Raw genomic sequence first — 26095 nt, forward strand, 5'->3', positions numbered from 1 at the left:
ATGAAGAAAAGTTTTCTTTCGCTGGCTATCGCCAGTATTATCAGTGTCGGCGCGAACGCTGGGGTTAACGACCTACTGATCACCGAAATGGTGCAAAAAGATTACGGGGCAGAATTGGGCTCTGTAGAAATCACCAATACCCACGCTACCGATGAATTTACCTTTACCGATGACACTGCCGTGTATATGTGGGCTAACGGTAAGTATGAAAATATCATGCTCAATGCGAATGGTCAGCCATTACTATCAGGCCTTACCATTGCCCCTGGTACATCTTTAGTGGTGTTGAACAAAGATGCCAGCGACGAATACAAGCAAATTATTACTGATAATGGCGGTGCTTATGTCATTGGCGAAGGTGATCCAAATACCAGTTACACCGATTTTTACCTAAGTGGTAATGATGGTTTTTACATTAAAAATGGCGATGTGATTATTGACCGTGTCGGTGCTGCAGATAACACCAGCGTTTGGGCACCAGACACTACGCTACGTCGCCGCATGGATAGTGAGGGGAATGCCCCCGTTCCTTCAGCGACCTTTAATGCGTCACAGTGGGAAGTGATTAGTCCACTTGATATTTCAACAGTGGGTACGCCAAATCTCGCTAATGCTTATGATCCATTTGTGTGTGCTGATTTAACCACCATTGCAGAAGTCCAAGGTACAGGCGGGCCATCGCCATTAAAAGGTGAAATTGTAGCGGTTGAAGGTGTTGTGACAGCCGTTGTTGGTTTGCCGAAAAAAGGTTTCTACTTACGCGATATTGTTGCTGACGGTAATCCTTTAACTTCTGATGGAATTTTTGTTGAAAGCGGCAGTGCAGACAACCAGTTAATTGGTCGTACGGTTTGCTTAGGCAGTGAGGTAGCAGAAAGCTATGGCCAAACTCAGTTAGCGGCTGACGAATGGGTTGTAACTAATAGTAACTATACTCCAACGATTGCTACTGATATTGAAATTTTACCGTCTGACGGTGGTTCTTTCGAGACTACGCTAAACCGTTATGAAGGCATGCTGGTTAATCTACCAGAGGATTTAAATCCGCTTGAGGAAGGTAATCAAGACATGCGAGTTTCTCGTAGTTTCAGTTTTAACTACGACAGCTACCGTAATAACATTACTTTGGCCTATAAACGTCCAAACCTGCAACCAAATCAACTCAATGTTGCGGGCTCGCCTGAGTCTTATGCAGCTGCTGCGCAAAATGATGATTATCGTTTAATTATCGAAAGCTCAACTTCAGCGGCGAACGGTGATATCCCTTATTATCCTAATTTTGGTATTGCACCACAGGACAATTACATCCGCATCGATGACAGTGTTGTAGGTATGCAAGGGGTGATAAGTTACAGTTACGGTGATTATGCTTTAACAGTGACTAATGAGCTAAACAACACCAACTTTATCCAGAATCTTCCTAGAACAGATAGCCCGGATATTGATGAAACTGTCGGCGAAGATGAGTTTGCTATTCGCATCGCGAGTCAGAATTTATTTAACTATTTCAACTCACCATTTGGTGGTGATCAAAACCAATTCGGTCAAAGTCGTGGTGCTGATACCTTCACTGAGTTTACCCAACAAAAAACCAAGTTAGTAGAAGCCATCCGTGCGCTAGATGCTGATGTGGTTGGTTTGATGGAAATGGAAAATAACGGTTTTGGCCTCAATAGTGCGGTTGCCGATTTAGTTAATGAAGTAAACGTCTACTACAACGACGAATACCCAAACAACTATGACAAGCCATACTCTACCGAAAATCGTTACGTATTTGTTGGCTTTGACCATAACGGTAATGGTGTACTTGATGAACTAGATGCCCTTGGTTCAGATGCTATTGCGACAGGTATTATTTACCGTCCGAGCAAATTAAGCATCGAGCGTACCCGTGTTGTCACGATGCCGCAGCAAAAAGCGCCGACGATTGTTAATGACAATAACGAGGTGATTAAAGATGGCCGTGATGAGATCTTAGAAAGTGGTCAAAACTATCATCGTGATGCGTTGGTTGTGACTTTCCTCGTTAACCAAACAGGCAAACGCTTAACTCTCGCGGTTAACCACTTTAAGTCTAAAGGATCAACTTGTTGGGAAGATTGGCAAGGTGTTGAGTTTGGTGATGCTACTAAGTGGACTCAAGATGCTCCTGATCTTGACTTCCAAGGCTCATGTTCAGAGTTCCGTATTTCTGGTGCGGTACAATTAGCAGAAGAACTTAAAGACGTTGAAGGTGATAAAATCATCTTAGGCGACCTTAACGCCTATGGCCAAGAAGACCCAATGTTGGTTCTGACTGAAAACCCTCGCAATAAAACCTTAATGACAGCAAGTCATACTTTTGTCGGTAGCAAACCGCAGTTTAACTCTGATGGTTCGCCAGTGCAGATTACTAATAGCTACGGTTACATTAATATTATCTCGAAAGTATTTGAGCAAAAAGGTAAAACGCCTTGGAGTTATTCTTATAACGATGAGGTAGGTTCACTTGATCACATTCTAATTTCACCTTCGTTAGAAGAACGTGTAATCGATGCTGCTGACTGGCATATCAATGCGGCAGAGTCGAACCTTTTTGATTACAACAATGAGTACAAGGGTGACTACAGCAATGAATTTAATAAGTTCTATGCTGAAGACCACTTCCGCTCATCAGATCATGACCCAGCATTAGTGACTTTAAGTTACTTGCCTGGTGAGGCTGATTCGGGTCGTTCAATGTATCTGACCAAACTCAACAAGTTAATGAAGGTGCCATATCAAGTGCCTGAAGTTGCTGGCGCTTTGGTTGGCGATGTTGCCACCATCAAACTGACGCCAAAAGATGATAAAGAGCAATTGGATTTGAGCCAATTAGTTGAGCCAAATGTGGTGCTAACTAAAGACGGTCAGGCCCTAGTGAACTTTGAAGTCTTCGGTGCTCCATCTGCACGCTACAGCGCTAAAGTTGCTCTTGAACGCGACGGTAAAGTGGTTGCGGGTTCTTCGCTTTCTTTTGATATTGAAGTGCAAAATAGAGACTCATTAGTCGCTGAAATAAAAGAAGAAAGACATGATGGTAGTGGCGGTAGTACTGGTTTACTTAGCTTGTTAAGCCTTCTGGGTTTATCAGCTCTTCGTCGCCGTAATCGCAAATAGGTTCAACCCCAGGTGAGGTGTTCATTTCGGTGACACCTCACCACCTAATAATAAGATAACACTATGAATAATAAAATCACTTCAGTGGCGAAGGCAATCACTCTGCTTTTAGCCACTGCTTCAACAGCTGCTCATGCTGATTTGGTTATTACCGAATATGTTGAAGGTAGTAGTAATAATAAAGCGATTGAAATCTCGAACCTTGGCGATAGTAATATTGACCTAGATGCCTATCAATATGTGTTAACCCTATACTCTAACGGCGCAACTGACCCAGGTAATACAGCTGTTTTAACGGGTAATTTAGCTGCGGGTAGCAGCATTGTTTATCACAATGCAGGTGCTGATGAGCAGTTTAAAGTCGGTATTGAATCTACAGTCACTTACTTTAATGGCGATGATGCATTAGTACTGACCAAAGATGGCGCAACTATTGATCGTGTGGGTAAGTTGGGTGAGCGACCTGATGGCGCTTGGACAGATCCAAACGACCCAGACTTTTCGACTAAAGATAAAACCCTAAGACGCAAGGCCAGTATTACCACAGGTGATACAGACGCCTCAGCAGACTTCCCTGGTGCTAATAATCAATGGGTTGTGTTTGAAAAAGACACTGCTGATGGACTAGGTTGTCCTGGTGAAGGTGCTTGTGTTGCTGAGCCTGGTGTACTCATAATTACTGAATATATTGAAGGCAGTAGTAATAACAAAGCCATTGAGCTTTCCAATGTCGGTGGCAGTGCAATTGACTTAGATGCCGCTCAGTACAAACTGACACTATATACTAACGGCGCTACAGAGCCTGGTAATAGTGAAACACTGACAGGTATGTTGGCTGCGGGTGAAAGCATTGTGTTTCATAACAGTGGCGCAGCGGATGAGTTTAAAGTAGGCACTGAATCAACAGTGACTTACTTTAATGGTGATGACGCATTAATGTTGACCAAGGACGATGTGGTTATTGACCGTATTGGTAAACTTGGTGAAAGACCTGATGGTGCATGGACAGATCCAAATGATCCAGACTTCTCAACCAAAGATAAAACCTTAAGACGTAAAGCTAGCATCACAGCAGGTAACAGCGATGCGTACGGTGACTTCCCTGGAACAAATAATCAGTGGGTTACCTTTGATATAGACACTGCTGATGGCCTAGGTTGTATGGGCGAAGTTGCTTGTGGTGATACACCAGTAGATCCAGAACCCGATCCAACACCTTGTAATAATTGTGTCGAGCTAACTCCTGTCGCTGACCCTGATGTTTTTGAGCCTAACGTTTATTATACCGACGTACTTAGTGGTAGCTTTGACGATGCTGAAGCAATGAAAGATGCGATTTCAATTAGCATTACTAATGGTCATCAGCAATTGAGCTATAAAGAAGTGTGGACAGCGCTTACTTACTCAGATGAAGATCCGGCCAACAGTAGCAACGTTATTGAGCTTTATACAGGTCTATCTGTTTCTAAGCAAAATAATGGCGGCAATACCAGTGATTGGAACCGTGAACACGTTTGGGCTAAAAGTCATGGTTTCCCAAGTGAGTCTCAACTTGGTTACACCGATGCTCATCACTTACGTCCGACGAATGTGAAGGTTAACTCTACTCGTAGTAATTATGATTTTGCTGAATGTGGTGATAACGCTACAGAAGTAGCTGATGCACCAGGAAACTTTGTTGATTCTAGCGGTCGCTGTTTTGAGCCAAGAGATGAAGTTAAAGGTGATGTAGCACGGATGATCATGTATATGGATACACGTTATCAAGGTAACGATTCTAATATGCCTGATTTGATTGCTGTTGATCGTATGACAACGAGTGATGAAGTTTCTAATAATGAACCGCTTCACGGCAAGTTATGTACGCTTTACGCTTGGCATCATCAAGATCCCGTCGACGATGCCGATCTTCAGCGTAATGATGCAATTTATACCTATCAAGGCAACCGTAACCCGTATATTGATTACCCAGAGTGGGTACAAGCGGTTTATGGTGAGCAATGTGATGATCCACTTGAGCCAGAGCTAGATGTTGATGTGATCATAGCTGCGCCAGAATCTGTTAACGAAGGTGAAGCGTTTATTATCGATGCTTCAGAAACCGTTGCTAAAGACGAAGCTGAACTTAGCTTTAGCTGGGAGCAAACTGCAGGTCCAGAACTAGAGTTTGATGCTTTAAGTTCAATTCTTGCGCTAACAGCACCTGAAGTAACTAGCGATACGCCACTACAATTTACCCTAACGGTAAGTGATGGCACGCTTGAAACTACACAAGTCGTCAGTGTGACAGTGGTGAATGTACCGTTAGCCTTTGATATTAGCTTTAGTGGTAACACTGAGCTAAATGAAGGTGACAGCACAGTGATCACAGCTGTCATTGCCGATGAGCCAGCCGGGTTACAATACAGCTGGAATCAAGTATCTGGTAGTTCAGCTGAGTATACTACAGACGGCTTAATGCTTAATGTAACAGCTCCTGCAGTGTCGGTAGATCAAACATTAGTGTTTGAACTTGTCGTGACTGACGGCGAAGAGCAATACAGTACAACTGTTAGCATCAATGTGAAAAACATCCAAGATGATAATGGTTGGACTAAGCCAGATGGCGCGGGTAGCTTAGGCGCTGGCTTGCTAATGCTATTACCGCTGTTATGGCGCCGTCGTCAATCTTAAGCTTTTGAAGCTGTATTTTTGAGTTCAAATTTGAGAAATATATAGCTTAGAAATAAACAGTACTTAAGAAAATAGCCCAGTTACAAGGGCTTAATAAAAGTCCACCAATACGAAGCTTGCTTTGTGCTGGTGGATTTTTTATTTTCAGTTGAATTGTATAAATCCTACCGTTTTCAGAGTGTTTTTAATAAACGCGCCTGCATGTTTTAGAACTGTTTAAATATTTCATGCACCACAGATTTTGCGACCTTTTACAATCTAGCCATCAAAAGCATATATGGATCCATGACAGATTGCTGTAATTAGTTTGTTTGCCTCATTCATCACTTTGACCAAGGCCAGTACATTCTTATCCATAGGCAAAGAGCCTGGGCTACATGCTTCGTCTGAGATTAGACCATAACATTGGCCTTAACAGTCTATATGGGAAGGGGTTAACGAAAATAACGAAAAGCAGACATTTCAATTAAGTTGAGGTTTTAAGAGTTATGACTGTCAGTCATTATGGTGAGTGAACTTTAAGATGAGTGGCAATTTTCGTTATAGCGTTGCAGTGATTATCTGAACTCTGGGCACGGAACTGTGAATTCTAACCTTTGGCTGTAGAGGCTGATTTACGTAAATAGAGGGATATTATAAGTTCCATTTTACCCCTCTAGTTTATTAATTGGCTCTATTCTCTAGCCATTGTGATGGTTATTCAGCAGGTAATTCAGTGCTTTTATAAATGGGATCGACCTCAAGAACTGGCGCGGCATCGAGTTCGTTGGCATCCATCATAGAACCAATACGTTGCATTGATGATAAAAGCTGAGACTGTTCCCATTCTTCTAATGCACAGAAATTTTGAATAAAATGCTCCTGCAATGGCTTCGGCGCTTCAAGTAAACAAGCCTTGCCCTCATCAGATAAATATAAACTGACCCGTCTTTTATCTTGCTCACTTCGGACTCTTTGAATCAAATTTCTGCTTTCTAAGCGGTCTAAAATGTTAGTCACAGTTGCAGCGCTCAAGTTGATATTTTTAGCCACTTGACTTGCTGTAACACCATTAATACCGGCGATTTCTTGCATGATCATTAATTGAGGTCCGGTTATGCCAGACTTTTTATTCAACTGTTTTGAGTGCAAATCAATTGCTCGAATCACTTTACGTATCGATATTAATAGTTCTTCGTATTTTTCCATTACTTCTTCTAGTGATTAGCCATGAGTGTAGGATAACACTAACCTTATTTTTTATCAGTCCATATTGTCTATTAGCAATAAGTCTTAGCTGTTTTCGAGTCGAATACTAATCATTTTTGCTTTTAAATAATAACCATTTTTTAAAAATGGGATTAACTCAAATGATTTATTTTCATGCTGTATGGTTTTACTGTCATTAAGCTACTGTAAAACATCAGCTTGGCGGTTGCTCGGTTGATCTTAGTGTAATAAGTCTATAACATAATAGTTAGAGTACTAATTATTAGAGGTAGAATTAAATGCAAGGCGAAACCAGTTCATGTGACAGTCCCAGTTATCTGCAACAATTAACAACACGTTCAGTTGAAATAGCGAAACATACAGTGGGATTAATATGTTTATGGTTAATTCTTAGTACTTATATTTTTTATCCGCTAACAAAAATCAATAAGGCTGTTAAATAATGGAATATACCTTTATTTCATTAGGGATTTATTTTGTACTCATGTTAGGTATCGGTATCTACGCCGCAAAAACATCCACTGCTAATCTTTCCGAATATATGCTGGGCGGCCGCCAAGTTAGCCCTCAAGTGACCGCATTATCTGCTGGTGCATCTGATATGAGTGGTTGGATGCTTATGGGGTTACCCGGTGCCATTTTTGTTTCAGGGTTTGATACTATTTGGGTTGCACTAGGCTTAGTGATTGGCGCATGGGCAAACTATAAACTGGTTGCACCTAAGCTGCGTTTGTACACTGAAAAAACCAATGACTCATTAACCCTACCTGACTTTTTTGGAAAACGATTTGATAAAGAAAATGGCATAATCCGTCTTATTTCAGCGGTTGTGATCATTATCTTTTTTACCTTATACACTTCAGCAGGTCTTGTCGGTGGTGGTAAGTTATTTGAAACCGCTTTTGCAATGAACTATCAAACCGGCGTTATTATTACCATGCTAGTGGTGGTGGCTTATACCTTGATGGGCGGTTTTTTAGCCGTAAGCATGACTGACTTTGTACAAGGTGTGATTATGTTTATCGCCCTTATTTTAGTGCCTGTTGTGGCGTTCACCCATTTTGATAGTCCCGCAAGTATGATGAGTTATTCACTTGAAACCATTCCTCCTTTTAGCGAAAGCTTATCTGAGTTAACCATGATTTCACTGCTATCTAGCTTGGCATGGGGGCTGGGGTACTTTGGTCAGCCGCATATAATTGTTAGGTTTATGGCCATCGATTCAGTCAAAAATATCAAAACAGCTCGCCGGATCGGTATGAGCTGGATGACAGTGACCATTATTGGCGCTTTAGCCACGGGGCTAACTGGGGTGGCTTATACGCGTAAATTTGAAGTCACACTTGCCGATCCTGAAACTATCTTTATTTTCTTTTCTGAAGTGTTATTTCATCCTTTAATCGGCGGCTTTTTATTAGCAGCCATTTTAGCGGCGGTGATGAGTACCATTTCATCACAATTGCTGGTGTCTTCAAGTTCACTAACAGAAGATATCTATCGCGCCTACAGCAAAAAAGCCGTCTCGGATAAAACCGCGGTAAATATTGGCAGACTTTGTGTATTTGGTGTTGCTGTTGTGGCCTCTTTTATCGCAATGAATCCATCAAGCAGTATTTTATCTATTGTCAGTAATGCTTGGGCAGGTTTTGGCGCAGCATTTGGGCCGCTGATTTTATTTAGTTTATTATGGCAAAAAGTCACCTACGAAGGCGCATTAGCCGGGATTATTACGGGTACTGTGACGGTTTTATTTTGGATTTTTGCACCGGTATTAACTAATGGTGAAACCCTCAGCAGTTTGGTATATGAAATGCTGCCAGGCTTTTTCATCAGTGGCTTATCGATTTGGTTAGTGAGTTTAGTGACCAAGGCACCATCTGATGAGATTCAAAAAACATTTAAAGATGTTAATCATCAATTAATTCAACAATTATCATAAGGTCTACTCATGTCTATTAAATCCAATCAACGATTGGTGATAAAGGTGGGTAGTGCGTTAATTGCCCCTGAAAACAATGGTTGTAGTTCGCATCACCTGCTGAGTATTGCGCAATTTATACTTCGTTGTCGAAAGCAGGGCAAACAAGTTATTTTGGTTTCTTCTGGCTCAGTTGCTGCTGGTCGTCAATGGATTGATGTTAAATCACCGTCAATTGCCCTAAAAAAGGCCATGGCGGCCGCAGGACAAACCAATATGATGGCGGTGTGGGATAAGTTATTTGACTTTCCCACCGCGCAAATTCTTCTGACTCATGCTGATTTATGTAATAAAGAACGCTATGCCAGCATTAAAGAAACCATAGAATCCTTATTGGAGCATGGGGTCTTACCTATCGTGAATGAAAACGATACGGTGACCTCTGAAGAGTTAAAAGTGGGTGATAACGATAATCTAGCCGCTATGGTTGCGGCATCGACGGGGGCTGATGGCTTAATCCTTTGTACCGACGTTGATGGCTTGTTTGATAAAAATCCCCAGCAACATGTTGATGCAAAATTGATTAAAACCATTGATGTGATTGACGAGGCTATTTATAAAATGGCGGGCGGCGCAACCAGCTCAATGGGCACTGGCGGCATGCAAACCAAAATAGAGGCAGCTGAAAAAGCCGTGGCTCATGGCATTGATACTTATGTTGTTAATGGCTTTAATCATCAAACCTTTAGCGCCTTACTGCAAGATGAAAACCCTGGCTCTCATTTTGTGTCCTGTAAAACCCCGATGTCACCTGAGCAGCATTGGATGACTCATACAGTGCGCGAGCGAGGTGAGGTAGTGATAGAAGATCAACATGCAGCGATTAGTCAGCATGATGATGTGATCACCAGTGCTAGCATTGTTTCGGTAAAAGGCGAGTTTGCAGTGGGTGATACCATATTAATCCGCACTGATGATGGCTCACAAGTGGCAAAGGCCACATCAAATTACAGCAGTTGTTTACTTAACTATCTCACCCAAGAAGCCGGTGTTGGTGAAATTGTAGCCAGTCAGCCACAGAATAACTCAATTATTTCACCGATAAATCTCGCCGTTTTGCAAAGAACATGAGTCTAATCTGAATATTATCAGCCAATGCTAATCGCGCCGCTAGGGCGCTATTTCAAATGATGCAACTGACGTGACCGATACAACTGAGCAACAAACTTAAGTCACAAAAAATACCCTTTCTCGTTTGATTCTTGTTATAGAGCCTATCGGATTAAAGGGCTATTAATCACTGACTTTCAGTGAGTTATTGCCTGTGTATTTTTAACTTATTGACTTTTTCTCCACACTCACTTTTTTTGCACTTCTCTATCTCTTAATAATAAGCACTTACCAATGGCTTATTAGCATCTAACTTATTGTCATAGTCTATGATTAAGGAACAGCATAAGGGGAAAACCGAGGAAGTTACCATGGAAATGACACTGCGTTTTTTAGGGGCAACCCAAGAGGTAACAGGTTCCTGTCACTTATTAACTATCGACGGTAAACAAGTGTTGCTAGATTGCGGTTTAATTCAAGGTGGCAGGGCGGTTGAACTGCGAAACCATGAGCCGTTTGCTTTTGAGGCAAACACTATCGATGCAGTGGTCTTAAGTCATGCCCATATTGATCATTCCGGCCGTTTGCCTTTATTAGCAAAGTTAGGTTTTGATGGCCCTATTTATACCAATAAAGCCACCGCTGAACTGTGCAAGGTAATGCTAAAAGATGCCGCTATGTTGCAGCAGCGAGATAATGAACGGCTGAATAAAAAACGTAAGAAACAACAGCTCGAACCAATTGCCGCTTTATTTGATGAACAAGATGTTGATAAGGCGCTATCGCAGTTCGTGCCGCTTGATTATCAGATAGACACTCAGCTTGCGCCCCATCTCAGCGTAACACTGTTTGACGCTGGGCATATTTTAGGCTCGGCTATTGTTGCGTTACAACTTGGCGAGGGTAGTCAGCAAAAAAACATCGTATTTAGTGGCGATCTTGGCCGCGCAGGCATGCCAATTTTACGAGACCCGACCTTAATTGATAATGCTGATTTAGTGTTAATGGAAAGTACCTATGGTAACCGTTTACACCGCAGTTGGGATGAAACCATTGCTGAGTTAAAACAAATTTTCGCTAAAGCGATAACCGAAAGTCGCGGCAATATATTGTTACCGGCATTTTCGGTGGGGCGGGCACAAGAGTTACTGTATTTGTTCCATTTGTATGCCAAAGAGTGGGATTTGTCCCGTTGGAAAATTTGCTTAGATAGTCCGATGGCTATCGAGGCGACTCGGGTGTATATCAATAATTACCCGCTAATGGATGAAGACTTTAAACGCTTTACCCGCATGCATCCAGGTGAGCACCCACTATTATCTAATGTGGAGTTTACTCAAAGCACCGATGAGTCGATGCTATTAAACGAGGTACATAAGGGACTAATCATTATCGCTGGTAGTGGTATGTGTAACGGTGGGCGAATTCGTTGTCATTTCGAGCATAATTTGTGGCGTCCTGAATGTGATGTCATTATTTGTGGTTATCAAGCAGAAGGTACACCGGGCAGAGCGCTGGTAGATGGTCAGCCTGAACTGACTATTCGCGGAAAATCGGTAAAAGTGGCAGCTAAGCTACATACCATAGGCGGCTTGTCTGCCCATGCAGATCAAGCTGAATTACTGCGCTGGTATCGTCATTTTAATCATCGACCACCATTGATATTAGTCCACGGTGAAACCTTGGCGCAGCAAGGGTTGGTGGATGCATTACAGCAAGATAAATCATCTGCGCCCCAAGCGCTTGCGATAGCAGCCCATGGCGATAAACTGGATTTAAATGGCCTACCGCAGCTGGTTTGGTGTTGAATGATGTTATTCAGCGGTGCTGTCATTGAGCAATAGTGTTTTTTTGCTGACGTTGACTGCTAATGCACCTTAATACATATGTTCATTACAGCCTTTTCCTATGACAAATTATCATTGTTGTTGCTTATGTCATTGCCACATGGGTGATTATCAAGACTATAATGTCGCTATCTACTTAATCTGCGAAGCTCACTTGTGAAACATTGGTTTTTTTCAAAACAAACATGGCCGTTTTTATTGTCATTGCTCTTTATTGGGCTAATGACCACTATTTCTATTATCTACAGTAAAAATAATTTCGTGGTTGACTCCAACCTAGATCGCCTGGTTCAGCAAAATGCCCCATGGAAGGACAACTTAACTAAGACGGTTAATGAATTTGGCGACTCTGAAAATGGTCTAGTCATTGTGATTTCTGGCGATAATCGTCAGCAAGTACAAACTATGACTGAAGCGCTACAAGCGGACTTTTCTGCACAGCCCTTATTTAACGACGTATTTGCGCCAGCAACCTTGCCTTGGCTTAAACAGCAAGCCTTGTGGTTGTTACCCGAGCAAGACTTTACTGATTTTAATGCCAATATTGCCAGCATAATGCCAAAACTTCAGGCGGTCATGTCGGTTGAGACTAATGGCACAAATGAGCAAAATGATGCAGGGATACAATTATTAGCACAATTAAATCATGCTATTGAAACTGATGACATTAAAGCCGCTAAGCTGTTAATTAACGTATTAAACCAACTGGCGGAAAAGCAGGGCAGTGTTGACTGGTTTGAGGTATTGATGCCACCAAGTCGTGGTACTATTTATCAAATTATTAGCTTAAATGCACAACCTCAGAACGATCAAAAACAGCCGAATAAATATATCATCGAAACCGCACAAAATATTATCCATCAATACAGTGATAATGATGCAGTGCAAATTCGCATTACTGGTCAGACAGCGTTGGACTATGACGAAATCAGTGACGCCAACAACAGTGTAACCTTAGCGGGTACCATGTCGCTGATAGGGCTGATTGTAGTATTGGGATTTGGTATTCGCTCATTACGCATCATCATTGCCAGCTATGTGGCGGTGATTATTGGTTTAGTGTGGACGCTCGCACTTGGATTATTTCTGGTGGGTTCATACAACACCATTTCCATTGTATTTCTGGTGATGTTTATTGGTTTAGGTGTCGATTTTGCGATTCATTTTTGTCTGCGACTACGAGAAGAGCAAGCGCTGCAGCCTACCAATTTCGCCAGCTTAATGGCGGCAATTCGCGGCACTTTTACGCCACTTAGTTTGTGCGCATTAACCTCTGCCATTGGGTTTCTTGGCTTTTATCCTACCGCGTATACCGGGCTTGCTGAATTAGGGGTTATTTCAGCGGCGGGGATGGCAATGGGGCTGCTGGCAACCTTTATCGTTATTCCGACTTTTTTCTTTATTTTTGGCTACCCGCGCCCCCATGGTTTTAAGGCTAACATTGGGACTGAAAACAGTGATACTCAGCTTCAATATGCCAGCGACGATGATTTTTGGCTGCCAAAACATCACAAAATTGTGGTGCTTTTCGCCGCGATAGCTCTCGGCATTTCTGGCTATGGTGCCAGTAAAATGGAATTTGATTTCTCGACGTTGGTATTAAAATCAGTGAAATCTGAATCAGTTAAAACCCTTGAAGAAATCCAACAACAAGGCTTAACCTCAAGCTATCAAATGATGATGCTAGCGACATCACCACAACAAGCGGCTAAGTGGCAATCACAATTGTCTGGTTTAGCTGAAGTGAGCAATGTTATTTCAATTAATTCATTTTTAGCCACAGATAGAGCGCTAAAACAAGCAGCATTGCAGCAAACATTATCAGCCGCCAATGCGCCAATAGAGTCATTAGATAGCCTTGCAAGCTTGCAGCAAAACTTAGCCAGAGCTGATTATGCCCAAGGCGTGATTACACAAGCTACCTTAGATTGGCTCAAAAATAATGATGAACTCACTCTTGCGAAGCAAATTAATCAACATGCATTGGCGCCATTACAACTTATGCAGCAAAGTTTAGCTCAGTTAATGCAAGCGCCGGCACCAAGCTATGATGATATTCCTGCGGCGTTGTCTCAGCGCTATAAAAACGAGCAATATTTATTAGTCGTGGCTTATCCAGCAGGCGATATGCGTGATGTTAAACAGCTGGATAGATTTATTAAGTTGGTACAAGAGGTCGCGCCTAATGCAACTGGAAGACCTGTGGCCGAGCAGCAAGTGGGTAATATTATTATTAACGCATTTTTACAGGCAATCACTTATTCATTATTACTGATAGCCGTCATTTTGTTGCTAGCGCTAAAACATAAACGCGATGTTATTTTGACTTTTATACCGCTGTTATTAACCACCTTATCGACCATGGCGGTGGCCCATTGGAGTGGCCAAGCGTTAAATATGGCCAACATTATTGTGATTCCATTGATATTTGGCTTGGGGGTCGATAATGGTATTCACATCGTTGAACGTTTTCGGGCAGTGGGCTCTGCGAGAGCCTTTTATCAATCATCAACCCCAAGAGCGGCTGTGTTGAGTTCACTAACCACAATGGCGACGTTTGGCTCCTTGTTACTGGCTGATCACCGAGGCATGTATAGCATTGGTTTTTTACTCACCATCGCCATCGGCTTTTTACTTTTTTACAGTTTAACGGTATTACCCGCTTTATTGTTTAGTGTGAAAAAGATGCACCCCAGCCATTCGCTAAAATAAGCTAATTATGGTCTTTGCTTAAATTGTCGTTATTTTAAAATGCCGATAGGGACATTGGCTTTTACTCTCTGAATTTCTACATATCACCACGGTGTTTTTTACATGGCACTTTTGCCTTTTATAAATAACCTCTCAGCCTAAAACTACATATTTGTAATACAATAATGGCCATTCCTAACAATGCTGACAGCAAAATTATAACAATTCGTGGTGCCTATTATTTACATTTTAGGGTGTTTACGCTCCTTTGTTGAACGATTACGTAACATTTGCAAGCGAATAGACGGTTAATTAGCGAGTTTTTGCTGTGGTTTGTATCATTTTGATCTAGCTCTCATCTTATAAGGTGCTACTAAATTGCAATATTGTATGATTTGTTAAAGGTGTCATTTGAATATCTAATTGGTTCATCTGTGGCTTTTGATTCGATGTATCACAGATATGATGTGAGGATTTATTGTAATGATGGCTAAAAAAGTACTGTTATGTGGCTGCGCCGCTCTTTTTGCTTGCTCTAGTGTTTCGGCGGCATCTTTTAATGTTCGCCAAGAGTTTTGCTCAGAGTCTGGTGAGTCGACTCGTGTCAAAATAGGTAGCAGTATTGGTAATTTTAATTATAGTGGCGAGCTTAAATTCAAGCCTGTTGATGGCTCAGATAAAAAATCCAGCCAAAATAATGGCTGGGAATTAGGTTTAGATTATCGCTTTAAAATTAATGATAACTGGACTGTTGTGCCTGGTATGCCAATTGAGGCTCGTGAAAAGGGGATGACTTACAAACCGCAAATACGCGTAAACTATGCTGTTGATAGTATTCCAGGTTTAACGTTAACCGCTCGTTATCGTCATGATTTTTATAGAAACAATTCAGATGTTGATAAACAGCGCCATAGATTAACCACAGGTTTTGGTTATACGACACGTGATTGGAAATTTGGTTTTGAGGCGGATTTGTATAAGGCGGTGGATTACAATATTTATGATAATGGTGACACCAACTATGAGTTGAACCTGACCGTGGCGCGTAAGATGGGTCAGTGGACACCATATGTAGAATTTGGTGATACCAATGTCAGCAATGACAGCCCTGATCGTGAATTACGTACTCGAATAGGGTTAACTTATAGTTATTAAGATACATTAATTTCATCCAGCGTTAGCGGTCACTTAGTTTGAAACTTTGTCTTAAACAGAGTCTTTAACTTAGCCTTAAACATAGCCCTAAGCTTAGTGCTAACCTTATTTCTGAAGGTTTATCTGCAAAGGTAAGCCTTCTGAAAACTGTTATTGCTTTAGGTAGCTATTGAAAAAGTTAACAGCTATCGCAACAGATAATTATTCTGATTAACCTTTAACACTGAATCAGTTTAAAATGGCGGTTAATGCTACTGGTGTTGATAAGGTATCAGCTTGTGAAAATCGAACTTCAAATTTACCGATAGTTTCAGGTTTGCCACACAAATGACCTTGATAGTGGCTGCAGCCTTCATTTGATAAAATCTGTCGCTGTGATTCATCTTCTACTCCCTCTGCTATCACGCTTAAACCCAAATTATGTGCCATTGATATGATGGTGCGGACAATTTCTTGATCGCACTTACCTTCAGCCAAACCATCGACAAAAGATTTATCTATTTTAAGTTGAAAAAGAGGGAGTTTTTTCAAATATTGTAAAGATGAATAGCCGGTTCCAAAGTCATCCAGTGAAAACTTGATGCCTAATGCCGCTATTTGGTTCATTTTTACTATGGTTTTATCAATATCATTTAATAGAATTGATTCGGTTAATTCTAGCTTCAGCAATTCAGGGCGAACCTTATGGCGTGTTAAGGTAGATTTTATTGTTGCAACAAAATTGTCTTGATGAAATTGTCTAGCACTGACATTGATCGCTAAGGTGAGTGATTCAGTTGAGCTATTTTGCTGCCATAATTGCAGTTGTGCACAGGCCGCGTCTAATACCCATTGACCAATTGAAATAATTGAACCATTTTGCTCCGCTACCGAAATAAACTCTAATGGCGGTACTAGCCCTCTTATCGGGTGGTTCCAGCGCAGTAGCGCTTCAGCACCTAATGGATTGTTATGCTTGTCTACTTGAACTTGGTAATAAAGTTCAAATTGTTCATTTTCAATAGCATTATTTAATTCTTCTTCAAGGGCGACACGATTAGAGATATTTTCTTGCATCTGCGGGTCAAAAAATCGCATTGAATTACGGCCGTCGTCTTTAGCTTGATATAAGGCGATATCGGCCTGTTTCAGCAATTCATCAACAGAGGTCTTTTGGCTGTTAAATAAAGTAATACCAATACTGGTGCTAATAGAAAAATCATGGCCATCAAGCTGATAAGGTAAATTAATCGAAGTGAGTATTTTTTTGGCAATATCTTTAGTTTGTGTTGCAGCTATCGTTGATTTCCTACTCAATGATTCAATTAAAATTACGAATTCGTCGCCGCCAAAACGAGACACAGTGTCGCTTGCTCTAATGCACTGTACCAGCCGTTTGGCTACTTTTTTTAGGAGTATGTCTCCCATATCGTGGCCTAAGGTGTCGTTTAGAGTTTTGAAATTATCTAGGTCTAAAAACAGTAATGCTCCTTTGTGGTCATTGCGCGTACTTGTAACCAAAGCATGGTTGAGACGATCCATGAGAAGTCGACGGTTTGGTAGCCGAGTTAATGGGTCAAAATATGCCAAATCGGCAATTTTTTTCTCAGCTTCCTTATTGAGAGTAATATCGCTGATAGTGCCGACATAGTTGGTGATAACAGAATGATTATCAGTTACCGCAGTGACGGTCAGCTTTTGAGGGTATACATCGCCATTTTTTCTTTTATCCCAAACTTCACCCTCCCAATAACCGTGCTCTTTGATTATTTTCCACATCTGTAGGTAAAACGGCTTTTTGTGCTTGCCGGAAGATAAAACACTCGGATTTTGACCTATGACCTCATCGGCATCATAGCCGGTGATCCTAGAAAAGGCGCGATTGACGCGTAATATTTTGTTATCGGCATTAGTGACCAGCATGCCTTCTTGGGTTTCAAAAGCGGTTGCAGCGACCCGCAAATTTTCATGCGCTTTTTTTAGGCTACTATCACGGTTAAATAAGTTTCTTAGTACCATTGTGGCTGTAATGCAGCCTGAGAAAACCGTAAATAGTGCAAATGCAGTAAATAGAATCCACAATTTTGTGTGTGACTTTTCACCTCTTTGTTGAGCCTGTATTACTAAATTAGCCGCTTTGTTTGAAGAGTAGTCAACGATATAGTCCATTCTATTCATTAAAGCTTGATACAAGGGGGGCGCCTGATTTTTTTATCAGTTTTTCAGCATTGGTAATGTCATTGTTTATAAGCAATTCAATAATGTCTTGTCGAGTGCGCTGAAGCTGTAAAGTAAATGAAATTGCCTCGGTGACTTTGGTCATATCACCTAAAAAATTTGTTTGGATGATTTCTAAATTATCAGCCAATGCAGTTTGTATTTTGTCGGTCTCAGCAACAAAGCTGTCACGCCTAACATTACTTTGGTCAATGAGGCCATAGAGTAGCTGGTTTCCAAGGGTTGTAATTGATTGTCGTGAAATACGCGCAGCGGCGTTCACTTGAAAAGGGTGTTGGTAGAGTTTATTGGTTTGAGAGGTAAAGTCATGTATCTCATTGTTTAATTGAAATGCGAGTAACAGCAAACCGGCAAAAACAAAGGTATATCCTGACAATGTAATCAATAAAAGTTTGGCATAAGGCCTTAAAAATTGTCCTAACGACATAAGCATCCCGAATCCATTCATAAGCTTATAATAAACTATAGACCTAACTAGCTCATTATGCAGATAATTCAGCAACAATATTTAAAAAACACTAGCTAGCGCTCATATGTATTTCAAAATCGTTTATATTTTCCTAAATGCGTGTTGAAAAACGTAATCTAAATGAGCTTTATGTCATTAAGTTATACTTTTTTATATCCAAATATTTTGTTCAATCACAAATAATAACCACTAGGAAATATTGCTTATTTCTATGCTGGCGACTTGGTTTCTTCCATTAGATTTAGCAAGATAAAGTTGCTTATCAGCAAGTTCCAATAACATATCTTGCTGCATTTCCTTATGAGGTACAACGGTCGCTACGCCTGCACTGACGGTGATGTAGTCTGATACATTTGAAAAGCCGTGTTCGATTTTTAGCGCGTTGATGTTATCGATTATTGATTTGGCTTTATGTTCAGCGCCACAAAAATCAGTTTGTGGCAAAATACACACAAATTCTTCACCACCGTAACGAGCCACTAAATCACAAGGACGTTTCAGCGTCTGTTGAATTGTTTTGGCAACCAGGGCTAGGCAATTATCTCCTTGCTGGTGACCATAGTTATCGTTGTATTGCTTAAAGACATCAATGTCTAACATGATGATGGAAATAGGCTCTTTATCTCGAATACAATGGCGCCAATTTGCGGCAAAACGCTGGTCAAACTGACGTCTGTTAGCGACACCTGTTAACGCATCGTACATGGCAAAAGAGCGCAGTAAATCCGATTGCTGTTTGAGCATCAATTGATTTTTAACCCGGGTTTTGGTGATGATGGGGTTAATGGGTTTGTGAATAAAATCTACTGCGCCAAGTTGAAGCCCTTTAACCTCAGTGGCTTCTTCAAAATGAGCTGTAATAAATATAACAGCGATATTGGCTGTGAGTGGATTCGCTTTGAGCTGTTTACATACCTCAAAACCATTTACTGTTGGCATTTCGATATCAAGTAATACCATATCTGGTTGTAAATCCATGCATACGTCGATGACTTGATCGCCATCGGTCGCCATGAAAATATCATAGTCTTCTTGCAATAATTTTTTAATTATTTTGACATTTACAATTTGGTCATCGACCACCAAAATTTTGCCTTTAACGTCATGTTGGGACACTATGAGGTCTGAAATTTCCATTTATAACCCTTCTGTAATCTCATTCACGCTCACTAACTGAAACGAATGCATGTTATTCACTCACAGTGACTACTAGTCAGGTAAATACAGATGTTCTATTGGTTTGGTTTTATAAGCTCAATCCTTGTTCTACTCAAATTAATATTAGCAAACATCCTCTAAAAAACATCCTCTAAAAAACATCTGTGTTAGACATGTTTCAGCGAAATAGGTGTTTTAGCGAATCCCTTAGCAGTCGTGATAACTTAGTTTTTCTTAGTGATGAGATTATTGTTAGCTCTTTATTGCTTGCTTCAATTTAGGGGCAGTAAACATTAAGGGTAATAGCAATAACGTAACTTTTAAATCGGCCTAAATTCGCTGGCGCTATAATTAAAAATCAGTTTGTTGGAGGTATTAACCTTGGGCAACAATGGCAGTTATTACCCAATTTAATGAAGCTATTTATGGTTAAATGATAAGGTTATTTAAGTCTATTTTACGGGCTATTCAATTAAATTTAGGGGATTTAGCAATTCAATTTATTAAAGGTGTTAATTCTCCCCTTCGATAAATTAGTCATTTATTTCTGAGTTAGCCGCTTGTAAGAAGTGACGTTCTACTGCAGCTTGGTAGGATGCATCGATGCCCGCATAGGCGGGGCCAAAAGCCTGTAGGCCTTTTTCGGTGACAAATTCTTTTGGCGCTGGCAGAACCACTACTGCGACATTGGTGCCATAACTGACATTGGGGTTAGTGATAGGGCTATTGCTATCCATGTCTAGGCAGCAAATCAAATCAGGAATGGTGACATCGACAACGCCATTTAAGCGGCTCACTAAATTCTCGTTTTTTACTTCAATATGATAACGGTCATTGAGGTGTTGACCTGTGCCATCAATAAATATGTCCCCAAGGGTGAAACCCTCTTGGGTTTTAAATTGATATTTGGCAATCGAGCCTCTAAAGGCCACATAGCCACCACCATGACTCGCAATGGCATCGGCGATGTCTTGGTTAGTTTCTTTGGCTAATCGATAGGCTTTACCAATTTCGAGCGCCTTAGAAATCGTGCCTTTAATCACCGCATCTTTAACCTGTTCAATGGGCATCGCATGATCGATTGCGGCAATGTCGTTACGGCTTATCATCGATAAGGCTCTTACTACGTTTTCGGCGCGCAAATCATCAATAACATTTTCACAAATAAAGCATTCACCAAACTCGTTGGCGGTGACAATGGGCGCTGCAGGGATGTTATTAAAATAGTAGGTTGAATGGGTTATTTCAGGTACCGCACGACCTGCCACATCGGCATCAATAATATGCCCATTAGCCATGGCGGCCACGTAAAACGAAATAGCGGTATTTGAACCGCCTAATTCACAGCAAATGGTGCCGTAAAACTCATCGCCAGTGTATTTTTCAAGCCGTCTAAATGCGGTCATTATGGATGAACTGTTACTTTTAGGTAAGCGGGTATATTGCAGCTCTTCTTCAGGCGTCATTGGTGATAAAGCGCCAAGCATATAAGGGGTGCAAATCTTTTTGCCTTGGGGCACATCGTCAACACTAACAAGCTTAAATGTCTTACCTTCAGCCAGCGCTTTATCAATATAGTAAAAGCCTTCATCTAGCTCGCCGCCACCGCCAGTGCCTAAAATGGCGCAGCCGTGCAAGATATCTGATAGGTCAATTCTTGTTAGTGTTTTCATAAATGATATCTCTTAAAGTTAAACTTTTTATGGTGTTGATCTTATGCCAATGCTGCAAAATTTGTGTTCCATTTGAGCGGCGATGCAAAAACTTATCTATGTATTTACTGGCTTAAGCAAAGGATTTTTTTGCGTAAACTTGCATCAATAAATAGTAGGTCGGCGCGGTGACTAAAATGGCGTCACATACTTCGATACCAGTAATGGTGATTAAGCCTTGGTTAGCCAGCATTGAGGTGGCAATACCCACCGCCCAGGCGATAACGGCAAGGTAATTAACTGCAGCAACCTGGTTTAATTCACTTAACAGGTAAGGCTGTTTATTACGCACGATGAAAAAATCCACCACATAAATCGCCGCGACAGGAGTGAAGATAATCGAGAGGCTAAATAAGAAGTCAGTAAAATTGGCCAGCAAATTAAATGAAGCGATAATCGTGCCTAATACGCCTGAAACCACAATGATTTTCCATTCTTTCCAGCTAATATTTATGGCGTTAAAACCCAGCGCTGCGCTGTATAAATTAACCACATTGGTGACCCAGCTCGACATGATGAGCAATATAAACGCCAAAGTACCAATGCCTAAAGTGAGCATGACCGCCAGAATATCACTTTGCTGCACCGCAATACCTGCCATGGCGGCAGCGATATAAACGAAGCTGTTAAGCACTAAAAAGGGCAAAAATGAAGCGATGATGGTGTCATTGGTGGTTTTTGCAAAACGGCTAAAGTCAGGCATTAATACCACGCTGACAATAAAACTGCCGACAACGGCTGATACCGCCTCACCAAAGGTGAGCTCAATGCTGTCAAATTGGGTGACTGCATCAGGGGCGATGACATAACCGACACTTTTATAGAGCATATAAGCCACTAACATAAACAGAATCGGCACGAATAAACTTGACAGTTTTTCAATCAGCTTAAAGCCCCAAATGGTGGTAAGGGTAATTAACATTCCCGCTGAAATGTCTAATAACCACAATGGCACTGTCACAGTAAATAACTGTTGAAACAGGGCTTGAGAGACTTCGCTAAACAGATTGATGTTAACCCCATACCAACCCAGTAAAGATAATACAAACGCAAGGCTTAACAGGTTTGCTCCTTTAAGGCCAAAAACAAATTTCATGGTCATGCATGAGGTGAGGCGATTGTGCATGCCCACTAAGCCAGTGACAGTGCCAAGTACTGACAAAATGATGCCGCCAATAATAAAGGCGTAAATACTTTGGCTAAGGCCTAACGCGCCGCCAAGCTCAAGCCCGGTGATTAGACCGGGCACTGCAAATGCCAATCCACCGTTTATCATGCCAATGCGTATGCCACCGACGGTTTTATCTTGGGGGACGGGGCGGGTGGCATAATCATCAAATAGATCATTGTTTGCACTATTTTCAGAGCTATATTCAGAGCTTGGCTCAGGGCTGTTTTCAGAGATAAGTTCAGTGCTAGGTGTCCGACGGTTAGGCATAAGTTCTACTTGTAAAAATAGGCCTCTAATTAAGAGGCCTGTATGGGAGTGACGATGTTTTGCTTTAGAAATTATATATCGCTTCGATACCGTATGTTCTCGGTTTATTTGGCATACGGGCTAAATCGGTTACACCATCACCATAAAAGAAGATATCTTCGATGGTGCGTTCGTCAGTTAAGTTATTAACATATAACTGCACCGTCCAATCGTCAGATTGTAACCCGACCCCAGCATTAATTGAGGTGAAGGTTGACGAGGTGATATGCGGGATTTCAATATCAAAATATTGTGGCCCTTGCACCTGAATATCAGCTCGCGATACCAGCGACCAATTGGAGCTAATTGGAAAGTAATGATCCGCTGATAAGCTATAAGTATACTCAGGCACCCATGCTTGCGACTCACCTTCAAGTTCAGGTCTATCAGTAAACTCTTTAATTTCTGAGTCAATATAGCCTGCATTAAAGCGTACATTGAGATTTTCTGTCGCAGCCCAGCCTAATTCGATTTCAGCACCTTTAGTGAGCACGTCATCAATGGCGAGGTTTTCAAGGGTATAGCTGTCGACATTAAATTGGGTAATTTGTGCATCAGATTGGGAGATGACAAATAACGCGCCGTTTAAGGTTACTTTATTTGAGAGTAGGGTGGTTTTAAAACCCGCTTCGTAGCTGTCAGACACTTCCTGATTGTAAACACGGTTTATGCCTTCTGCTGGCTCGTTAAAGCCGCCACTTCTAAAACCTTTTGAGTAACCAGTATAAAGCAGCAACTCCTCATTCATTTGATAAGCTAAAGTCACCTTAGGTTGCCATTGGCTAAAGGTATCCTCTGCAAACGTATCAACTGGGAAGTTAGGATCGTAAGACTCACGTTTATCGCTGTCAAAACGCAGCGCCGCCGTTAATTCTAACTTGTCAGTAATATCGTAGTTAATTTGACCTGATAATGCCCAGGCTTTGCTGCTGTTTTTATCGGCGATGGTTAGATACATCATCTCATCAGTAAAATCGTCTCTGTCTAGCGGCACATCGCCTAAGAAGTCGTCAAAGAAGTTAATAGTGTTGTCACGTTTCTTGTCTTGATAGAAAGCTGACACTGCCCATCTTAAATCCTGATCACTTTGAGAAGTAAAGCGTGATTCAACCGTCAGTGATTTCACATCAAATAAGCCTTCAGTACCAAAAGGGGCACGGAAAAAATCATCTTCATCAATAAAGGTCGGGTCGGCGGAGTAATCGCCATCGTAAAAGTGTTTGTTTTCAGAGCTACTGTAAGTAGTGATAAAGTCAAAGGTACCTAAGTCATAATGCTGGGTAAGTTTGGCGCTGACTTCATATACATCACGTTGGTCGTTATTACGGATATTTTACGAGGTGCCAATATCAAAGTCTTCCGCACTGTCTTCAGTGACGCCTTGATAATAAGCGAAGCCGGCATCGCTGGTGGTGTAACGGCCGCGCAGGTTTAAACTGGTGTCGTCTGTGAGATCAAATTCAAGCTGGGCAAACACTGAGTCTTCTGAAAAGTAATCTGCTGGCTCATCTAAAAACACGTTATCAATTAAGCCATCAGAGTTTTTGGTATAACCGCCAACACGGAAAAATGCGCTGCTGTCATCATTAAGCGCGCCCGATACCACGCCATTTAAATTATAGGTATTGCCGTTACCGTATGAGCCTTTAATGGTGCCTTCTAACTATTCGGTTGGTTTTTTGGTGGTGACAATCACTGCGCCGCCAATGGCGCCTTTACCGTAAAGTGCCCCCTGTGCACCGCGCATGACTTCAATACGCTCAATGTCGACTAAATCTTGGTTAATAAATTCTAAATCCGGTGCGGTGACCCCATCAACCACAAAAGCCAGCGGCGCATCGCCCACTTGCGGGGTGATTAAGCCGCGGATAGTGATACGGGCAAGGCCTGGTCTGAAGTTGTCCAACTGGCTTAAGTTAGGGGTGAGGTCGGCAACATCTCTGAAATTTTCAATACGCTGGTTTTGGAGCATATCAGCACTAAAAGCGGTTACCGAGTCGGGTACATTCTGTAAGGTTTCTACACGGCCACGAGCACTAATCTCGATGCGCTCAATTCCGCTAGTGGCTTCAACAGTTTGTGGCTCATTGTCCTCAGCGTGGGCTGAACTAACAAGCGATAAACCCACCGCAGTGGCTAATATTGATTTTGCGAAAAAACGACGATTAGTATGACTCATATTTTGGCCCTCATAGGCTGCCTTGCATAAATATGTAGTTATTATGCATTTGTGTGATCCGTTATAACCATTGTGGGACTTTGGCAGAAAATAATATTTTGTAATGCAGCAAAAATGCAGTAAAAATTTGTCGCTTTGAGAGGAAACACGGGACATTTTGCAAATTAATCATGGATAATCCACTATAGGTAGCGAAAACCATAGATAAAATAACACTAGGTTTCTGAAAATGAAAAAGAAAGTAAAAATTGATAGTTACAATAAAAAAATATTGGCGACCCTGCATCTTGAAGGAGATTTGACCAATATTGAATTAGCTGAAAAAGTAAACCTTTCACCTAGTGCCTGTTTTCAGCGAGTTAAATCGTTAAAAGAAGCCGGCTATTTCAGAACCTTTCATGCGGATGTGAATTTAGAGCAGATTTGTGAACATGTGATGGCTTATGTGGAGTTTACTTTAACCGATAACACTGCACCGTCGCGACGACGCTTTGTTAGTGCTATTCAAGATATTCCAGAATTTATGGATTGCATGCAGCTTGCTGGTGATGTGGATTATATGTCGTTGAGTTGTTTTCCCAATATCAAAAAACTGAATGAGATCTGTACCGAGCTTTCAGACAGATCAGAGCTAAGTATCAAAAATATTAAGACCCGTATCGTACTTGAACGCAGCAAGTGGTTTTTAGGCTATCCGTTATCAAGTTTGAAGTGGTTAGATGATAATGGTCAAGATTTAGACCGTGGCGCTGAGTAAGCTTAATAGCTATGCAGTGTTTTTGTTTGCTATATAAAACAGTGATAAAAGTATCATCGTTTTTATAAAGAAAAGGCCTGTATCGACATAATGCCGATCGGTTAAGAACACTTGAACGATCCTGCAGATGAATGATAATCCCTACCAGTATTCTGGTAGGGATTTTTTTATGTTTGCGCAAGAGCTTGAGTTAGTTCATGAGTCAGTAGAAGAAAGTGGAGATTATGCTTCTGTAATGGAGGCTATCGATTCACAGTGGATAGAACAATCATTACTTTCAGCCAACAAGGCAAGTATCCGTAATCGTCGTTTGCCTGCGCAGCAAGCCGTCTGGCTCGTGCTGTGGATGGGATTAATCCGTAATCAATCCATAAAAGAAGTCTGC

Annotated in this window: 18 protein-coding genes; 9 read left to right on the forward strand and 9 right to left on the reverse strand. The window is 41.4% G+C overall.

Annotation, left to right across the window (positions count from 1 at the left end; translation table 11 throughout):
* Both BM739_RS18655 and BM739_RS18660 read left to right on the forward strand, forming a co-directional pair.
* On the forward strand, positions 1-3138 hold the full coding sequence (locus BM739_RS18655; protein ID WP_076543136.1) for an ExeM/NucH family extracellular endonuclease: 3138 nt from the start codon (positions 1-3) through the stop codon (positions 3136-3138).
* A 63-nt stretch (positions 3139-3201) separates the two neighbouring features.
* The gene (locus tag BM739_RS18660) at positions 3202-5811 is read left to right on the forward strand and encodes an endonuclease (protein ID WP_076543137.1); all 2610 of its coding nucleotides are present in this window, start codon (positions 3202-3204) and stop codon (positions 5809-5811) included.
* A gap of 696 nt (positions 5812-6507) precedes the next feature.
* Here the strand turns inward: BM739_RS18660 and BM739_RS18665 are convergent.
* The gene (locus tag BM739_RS18665) at positions 6508-6999 is read right to left on the reverse strand and encodes a MarR family winged helix-turn-helix transcriptional regulator (RefSeq protein ID WP_076543138.1); all 492 of its coding nucleotides are present in this window, start codon (positions 6997-6999) and stop codon (positions 6508-6510) included.
* A 463-nt stretch (positions 7000-7462) separates the two neighbouring features.
* Between BM739_RS18665 and putP the strand changes: the two genes are divergently transcribed.
* From putP to BM739_RS18690, 5 genes are all read left to right on the forward strand, one after another.
* Complete coding sequence (putP, locus tag BM739_RS18670; protein WP_076543139.1) at positions 7463-8959, forward strand: sodium/proline symporter PutP; 1497 nt, start codon at positions 7463-7465, stop codon at positions 8957-8959.
* A 9-nt stretch (positions 8960-8968) separates the two neighbouring features.
* Complete coding sequence (gene proB, locus BM739_RS18675; RefSeq protein WP_076543140.1) at positions 8969-10069, forward strand: glutamate 5-kinase; 1101 nt, start codon at positions 8969-8971, stop codon at positions 10067-10069.
* A gap of 350 nt (positions 10070-10419) precedes the next feature.
* Positions 10420-11856 carry an MBL fold metallo-hydrolase RNA specificity domain-containing protein gene (locus BM739_RS18680; protein WP_076543141.1) on the forward strand — a complete coding sequence of 479 codons (1437 nt, stop codon included), beginning with the start codon at positions 10420-10422 and terminating at the stop codon, positions 11854-11856.
* A 195-nt stretch (positions 11857-12051) separates the two neighbouring features.
* The gene (locus tag BM739_RS18685) at positions 12052-14607 is read left to right on the forward strand and encodes an MMPL family transporter (RefSeq protein WP_175609550.1); all 2556 of its coding nucleotides are present in this window, start codon (positions 12052-12054) and stop codon (positions 14605-14607) included.
* A 462-nt stretch (positions 14608-15069) separates the two neighbouring features.
* A complete protein-coding gene (locus tag BM739_RS18690; protein ID WP_076543143.1) occupies positions 15070-15741 on the forward strand; it encodes an oligogalacturonate-specific porin KdgM family protein in 672 nt (223 codons plus the stop codon).
* Positions 15742-15969: 228 nt separating this feature from the next.
* On the opposite strand, the gene BM739_RS18695 is transcribed toward BM739_RS18690, so the two are convergent.
* The 8 genes from BM739_RS18695 to BM739_RS20600 form a co-directional block, all read right to left on the reverse strand.
* Positions 15970-17889 carry a bifunctional diguanylate cyclase/phosphodiesterase gene (locus BM739_RS18695; protein ID WP_076543144.1) on the reverse strand — a complete coding sequence of 640 codons (1920 nt, stop codon included), beginning with the start codon at positions 17887-17889 and terminating at the stop codon, positions 15970-15972.
* 1 nt (position 17890) lies between these two features.
* Positions 17891-18385 carry a hypothetical protein gene (locus BM739_RS18700; RefSeq protein ID WP_139326920.1) on the reverse strand — a complete coding sequence of 165 codons (495 nt, stop codon included), beginning with the start codon at positions 18383-18385 and terminating at the stop codon, positions 17891-17893.
* 231 nt (positions 18386-18616) lie between these two features.
* On the reverse strand, positions 18617-19564 hold the full coding sequence (locus tag BM739_RS18705) for a diguanylate cyclase (protein WP_076543146.1): 948 nt from the start codon (positions 19562-19564) through the stop codon (positions 18617-18619).
* 554 nt (positions 19565-20118) lie between these two features.
* On the reverse strand, positions 20119-21258 hold the full coding sequence (locus tag BM739_RS18710; protein ID WP_076543147.1) for a DUF917 domain-containing protein: 1140 nt from the start codon (positions 21256-21258) through the stop codon (positions 20119-20121).
* Between the two features lie 112 nt (positions 21259-21370).
* Positions 21371-22735 carry a cytosine permease gene (locus BM739_RS18715; RefSeq protein WP_076543148.1) on the reverse strand — a complete coding sequence of 455 codons (1365 nt, stop codon included), beginning with the start codon at positions 22733-22735 and terminating at the stop codon, positions 21371-21373.
* Between the two features lie 64 nt (positions 22736-22799).
* Entirely contained in the window at positions 22800-24104 is a 1305-nt protein-coding gene (locus tag BM739_RS20590; RefSeq protein ID WP_303046105.1) for a TonB-dependent receptor, read from the reverse strand.
* A gap of 3 nt (positions 24105-24107) precedes the next feature.
* Entirely contained in the window at positions 24108-24380 is a 273-nt protein-coding gene (locus BM739_RS20595) for a hypothetical protein (RefSeq protein WP_254843592.1), read from the reverse strand.
* Positions 24381-24437: 57 nt separating this feature from the next.
* Positions 24438-24953, reverse strand: coding sequence for a TonB-dependent receptor plug domain-containing protein (locus BM739_RS20600; RefSeq protein ID WP_254843593.1), 516 nt, complete (start codon positions 24951-24953; stop codon positions 24438-24440).
* A gap of 229 nt (positions 24954-25182) precedes the next feature.
* Here BM739_RS20600 and BM739_RS18725 point away from each other — a divergent pair, with 229 nt between their 5' ends.
* Together BM739_RS18725 and BM739_RS18730 are read left to right on the forward strand one after the other, a co-directional pair.
* Entirely contained in the window at positions 25183-25710 is a 528-nt protein-coding gene (locus tag BM739_RS18725) for an Lrp/AsnC family transcriptional regulator (RefSeq protein WP_076543149.1), read from the forward strand.
* Between the two features lie 169 nt (positions 25711-25879).
* On the forward strand, positions 25880-26095 hold a 216-nt coding region (locus tag BM739_RS18730), incomplete at its 3' end, for a transposase domain-containing protein (RefSeq protein ID WP_175609480.1).

Origin of the sequence: Shewanella sp. UCD-KL21 (genome assembly GCF_001957135.1) — a bacterium.
Lineage (GTDB): Bacteria > Pseudomonadota > Gammaproteobacteria > Enterobacterales > Shewanellaceae > Shewanella.

Bases quoted from the DNA above. Each gene is read 5' to 3' on its own strand.
- BM739_RS18655 (WP_076543136.1), top strand. From the start codon at position 1: ATGAAGAAAAGTTTTCTTTCGCTGGCTATCGCCAGTATTATCAGTGTC.
- BM739_RS18660 (WP_076543137.1), top strand. From the start codon at position 3,202: ATGAATAATAAAATCACTTCAGTGGCGAAGGCAATCACTCTGCTTTTA.
- BM739_RS18665 (WP_076543138.1), bottom strand. From the start codon at position 6,999: ATGGAAAAATACGAAGAACTATTAATATCGATACGTAAAGTGATTCGA.
- putP (WP_076543139.1), top strand. From the start codon at position 7,463: ATGGAATATACCTTTATTTCATTAGGGATTTATTTTGTACTCATGTTA.
- proB (WP_076543140.1), top strand. From the start codon at position 8,969: ATGTCTATTAAATCCAATCAACGATTGGTGATAAAGGTGGGTAGTGCG.
- BM739_RS18680 (WP_076543141.1), top strand. From the start codon at position 10,420: ATGGAAATGACACTGCGTTTTTTAGGGGCAACCCAAGAGGTAACAGGT.
- BM739_RS18690 (WP_076543143.1), top strand. From the start codon at position 15,070: ATGATGGCTAAAAAAGTACTGTTATGTGGCTGCGCCGCTCTTTTTGCT.
- BM739_RS18695 (WP_076543144.1), bottom strand. From the start codon at position 17,889: ATGGACTATATCGTTGACTACTCTTCAAACAAAGCGGCTAATTTAGTA.
- BM739_RS18700 (WP_139326920.1), bottom strand. From the start codon at position 18,385: ATGTCGTTAGGACAATTTTTAAGGCCTTATGCCAAACTTTTATTGATT.
- BM739_RS18705 (WP_076543146.1), bottom strand. From the start codon at position 19,564: ATGGAAATTTCAGACCTCATAGTGTCCCAACATGACGTTAAAGGCAAA.
- BM739_RS18710 (WP_076543147.1), bottom strand. From the start codon at position 21,258: ATGAAAACACTAACAAGAATTGACCTATCAGATATCTTGCACGGCTGC.
- BM739_RS18715 (WP_076543148.1), bottom strand. From the start codon at position 22,735: ATGCCTAACCGTCGGACACCTAGCACTGAACTTATCTCTGAAAACAGC.
- BM739_RS20600 (WP_254843593.1), bottom strand. From the start codon at position 24,953: ATGAGTCATACTAATCGTCGTTTTTTCGCAAAATCAATATTAGCCACT.
- BM739_RS18725 (WP_076543149.1), top strand. From the start codon at position 25,183: ATGAAAAAGAAAGTAAAAATTGATAGTTACAATAAAAAAATATTGGCG.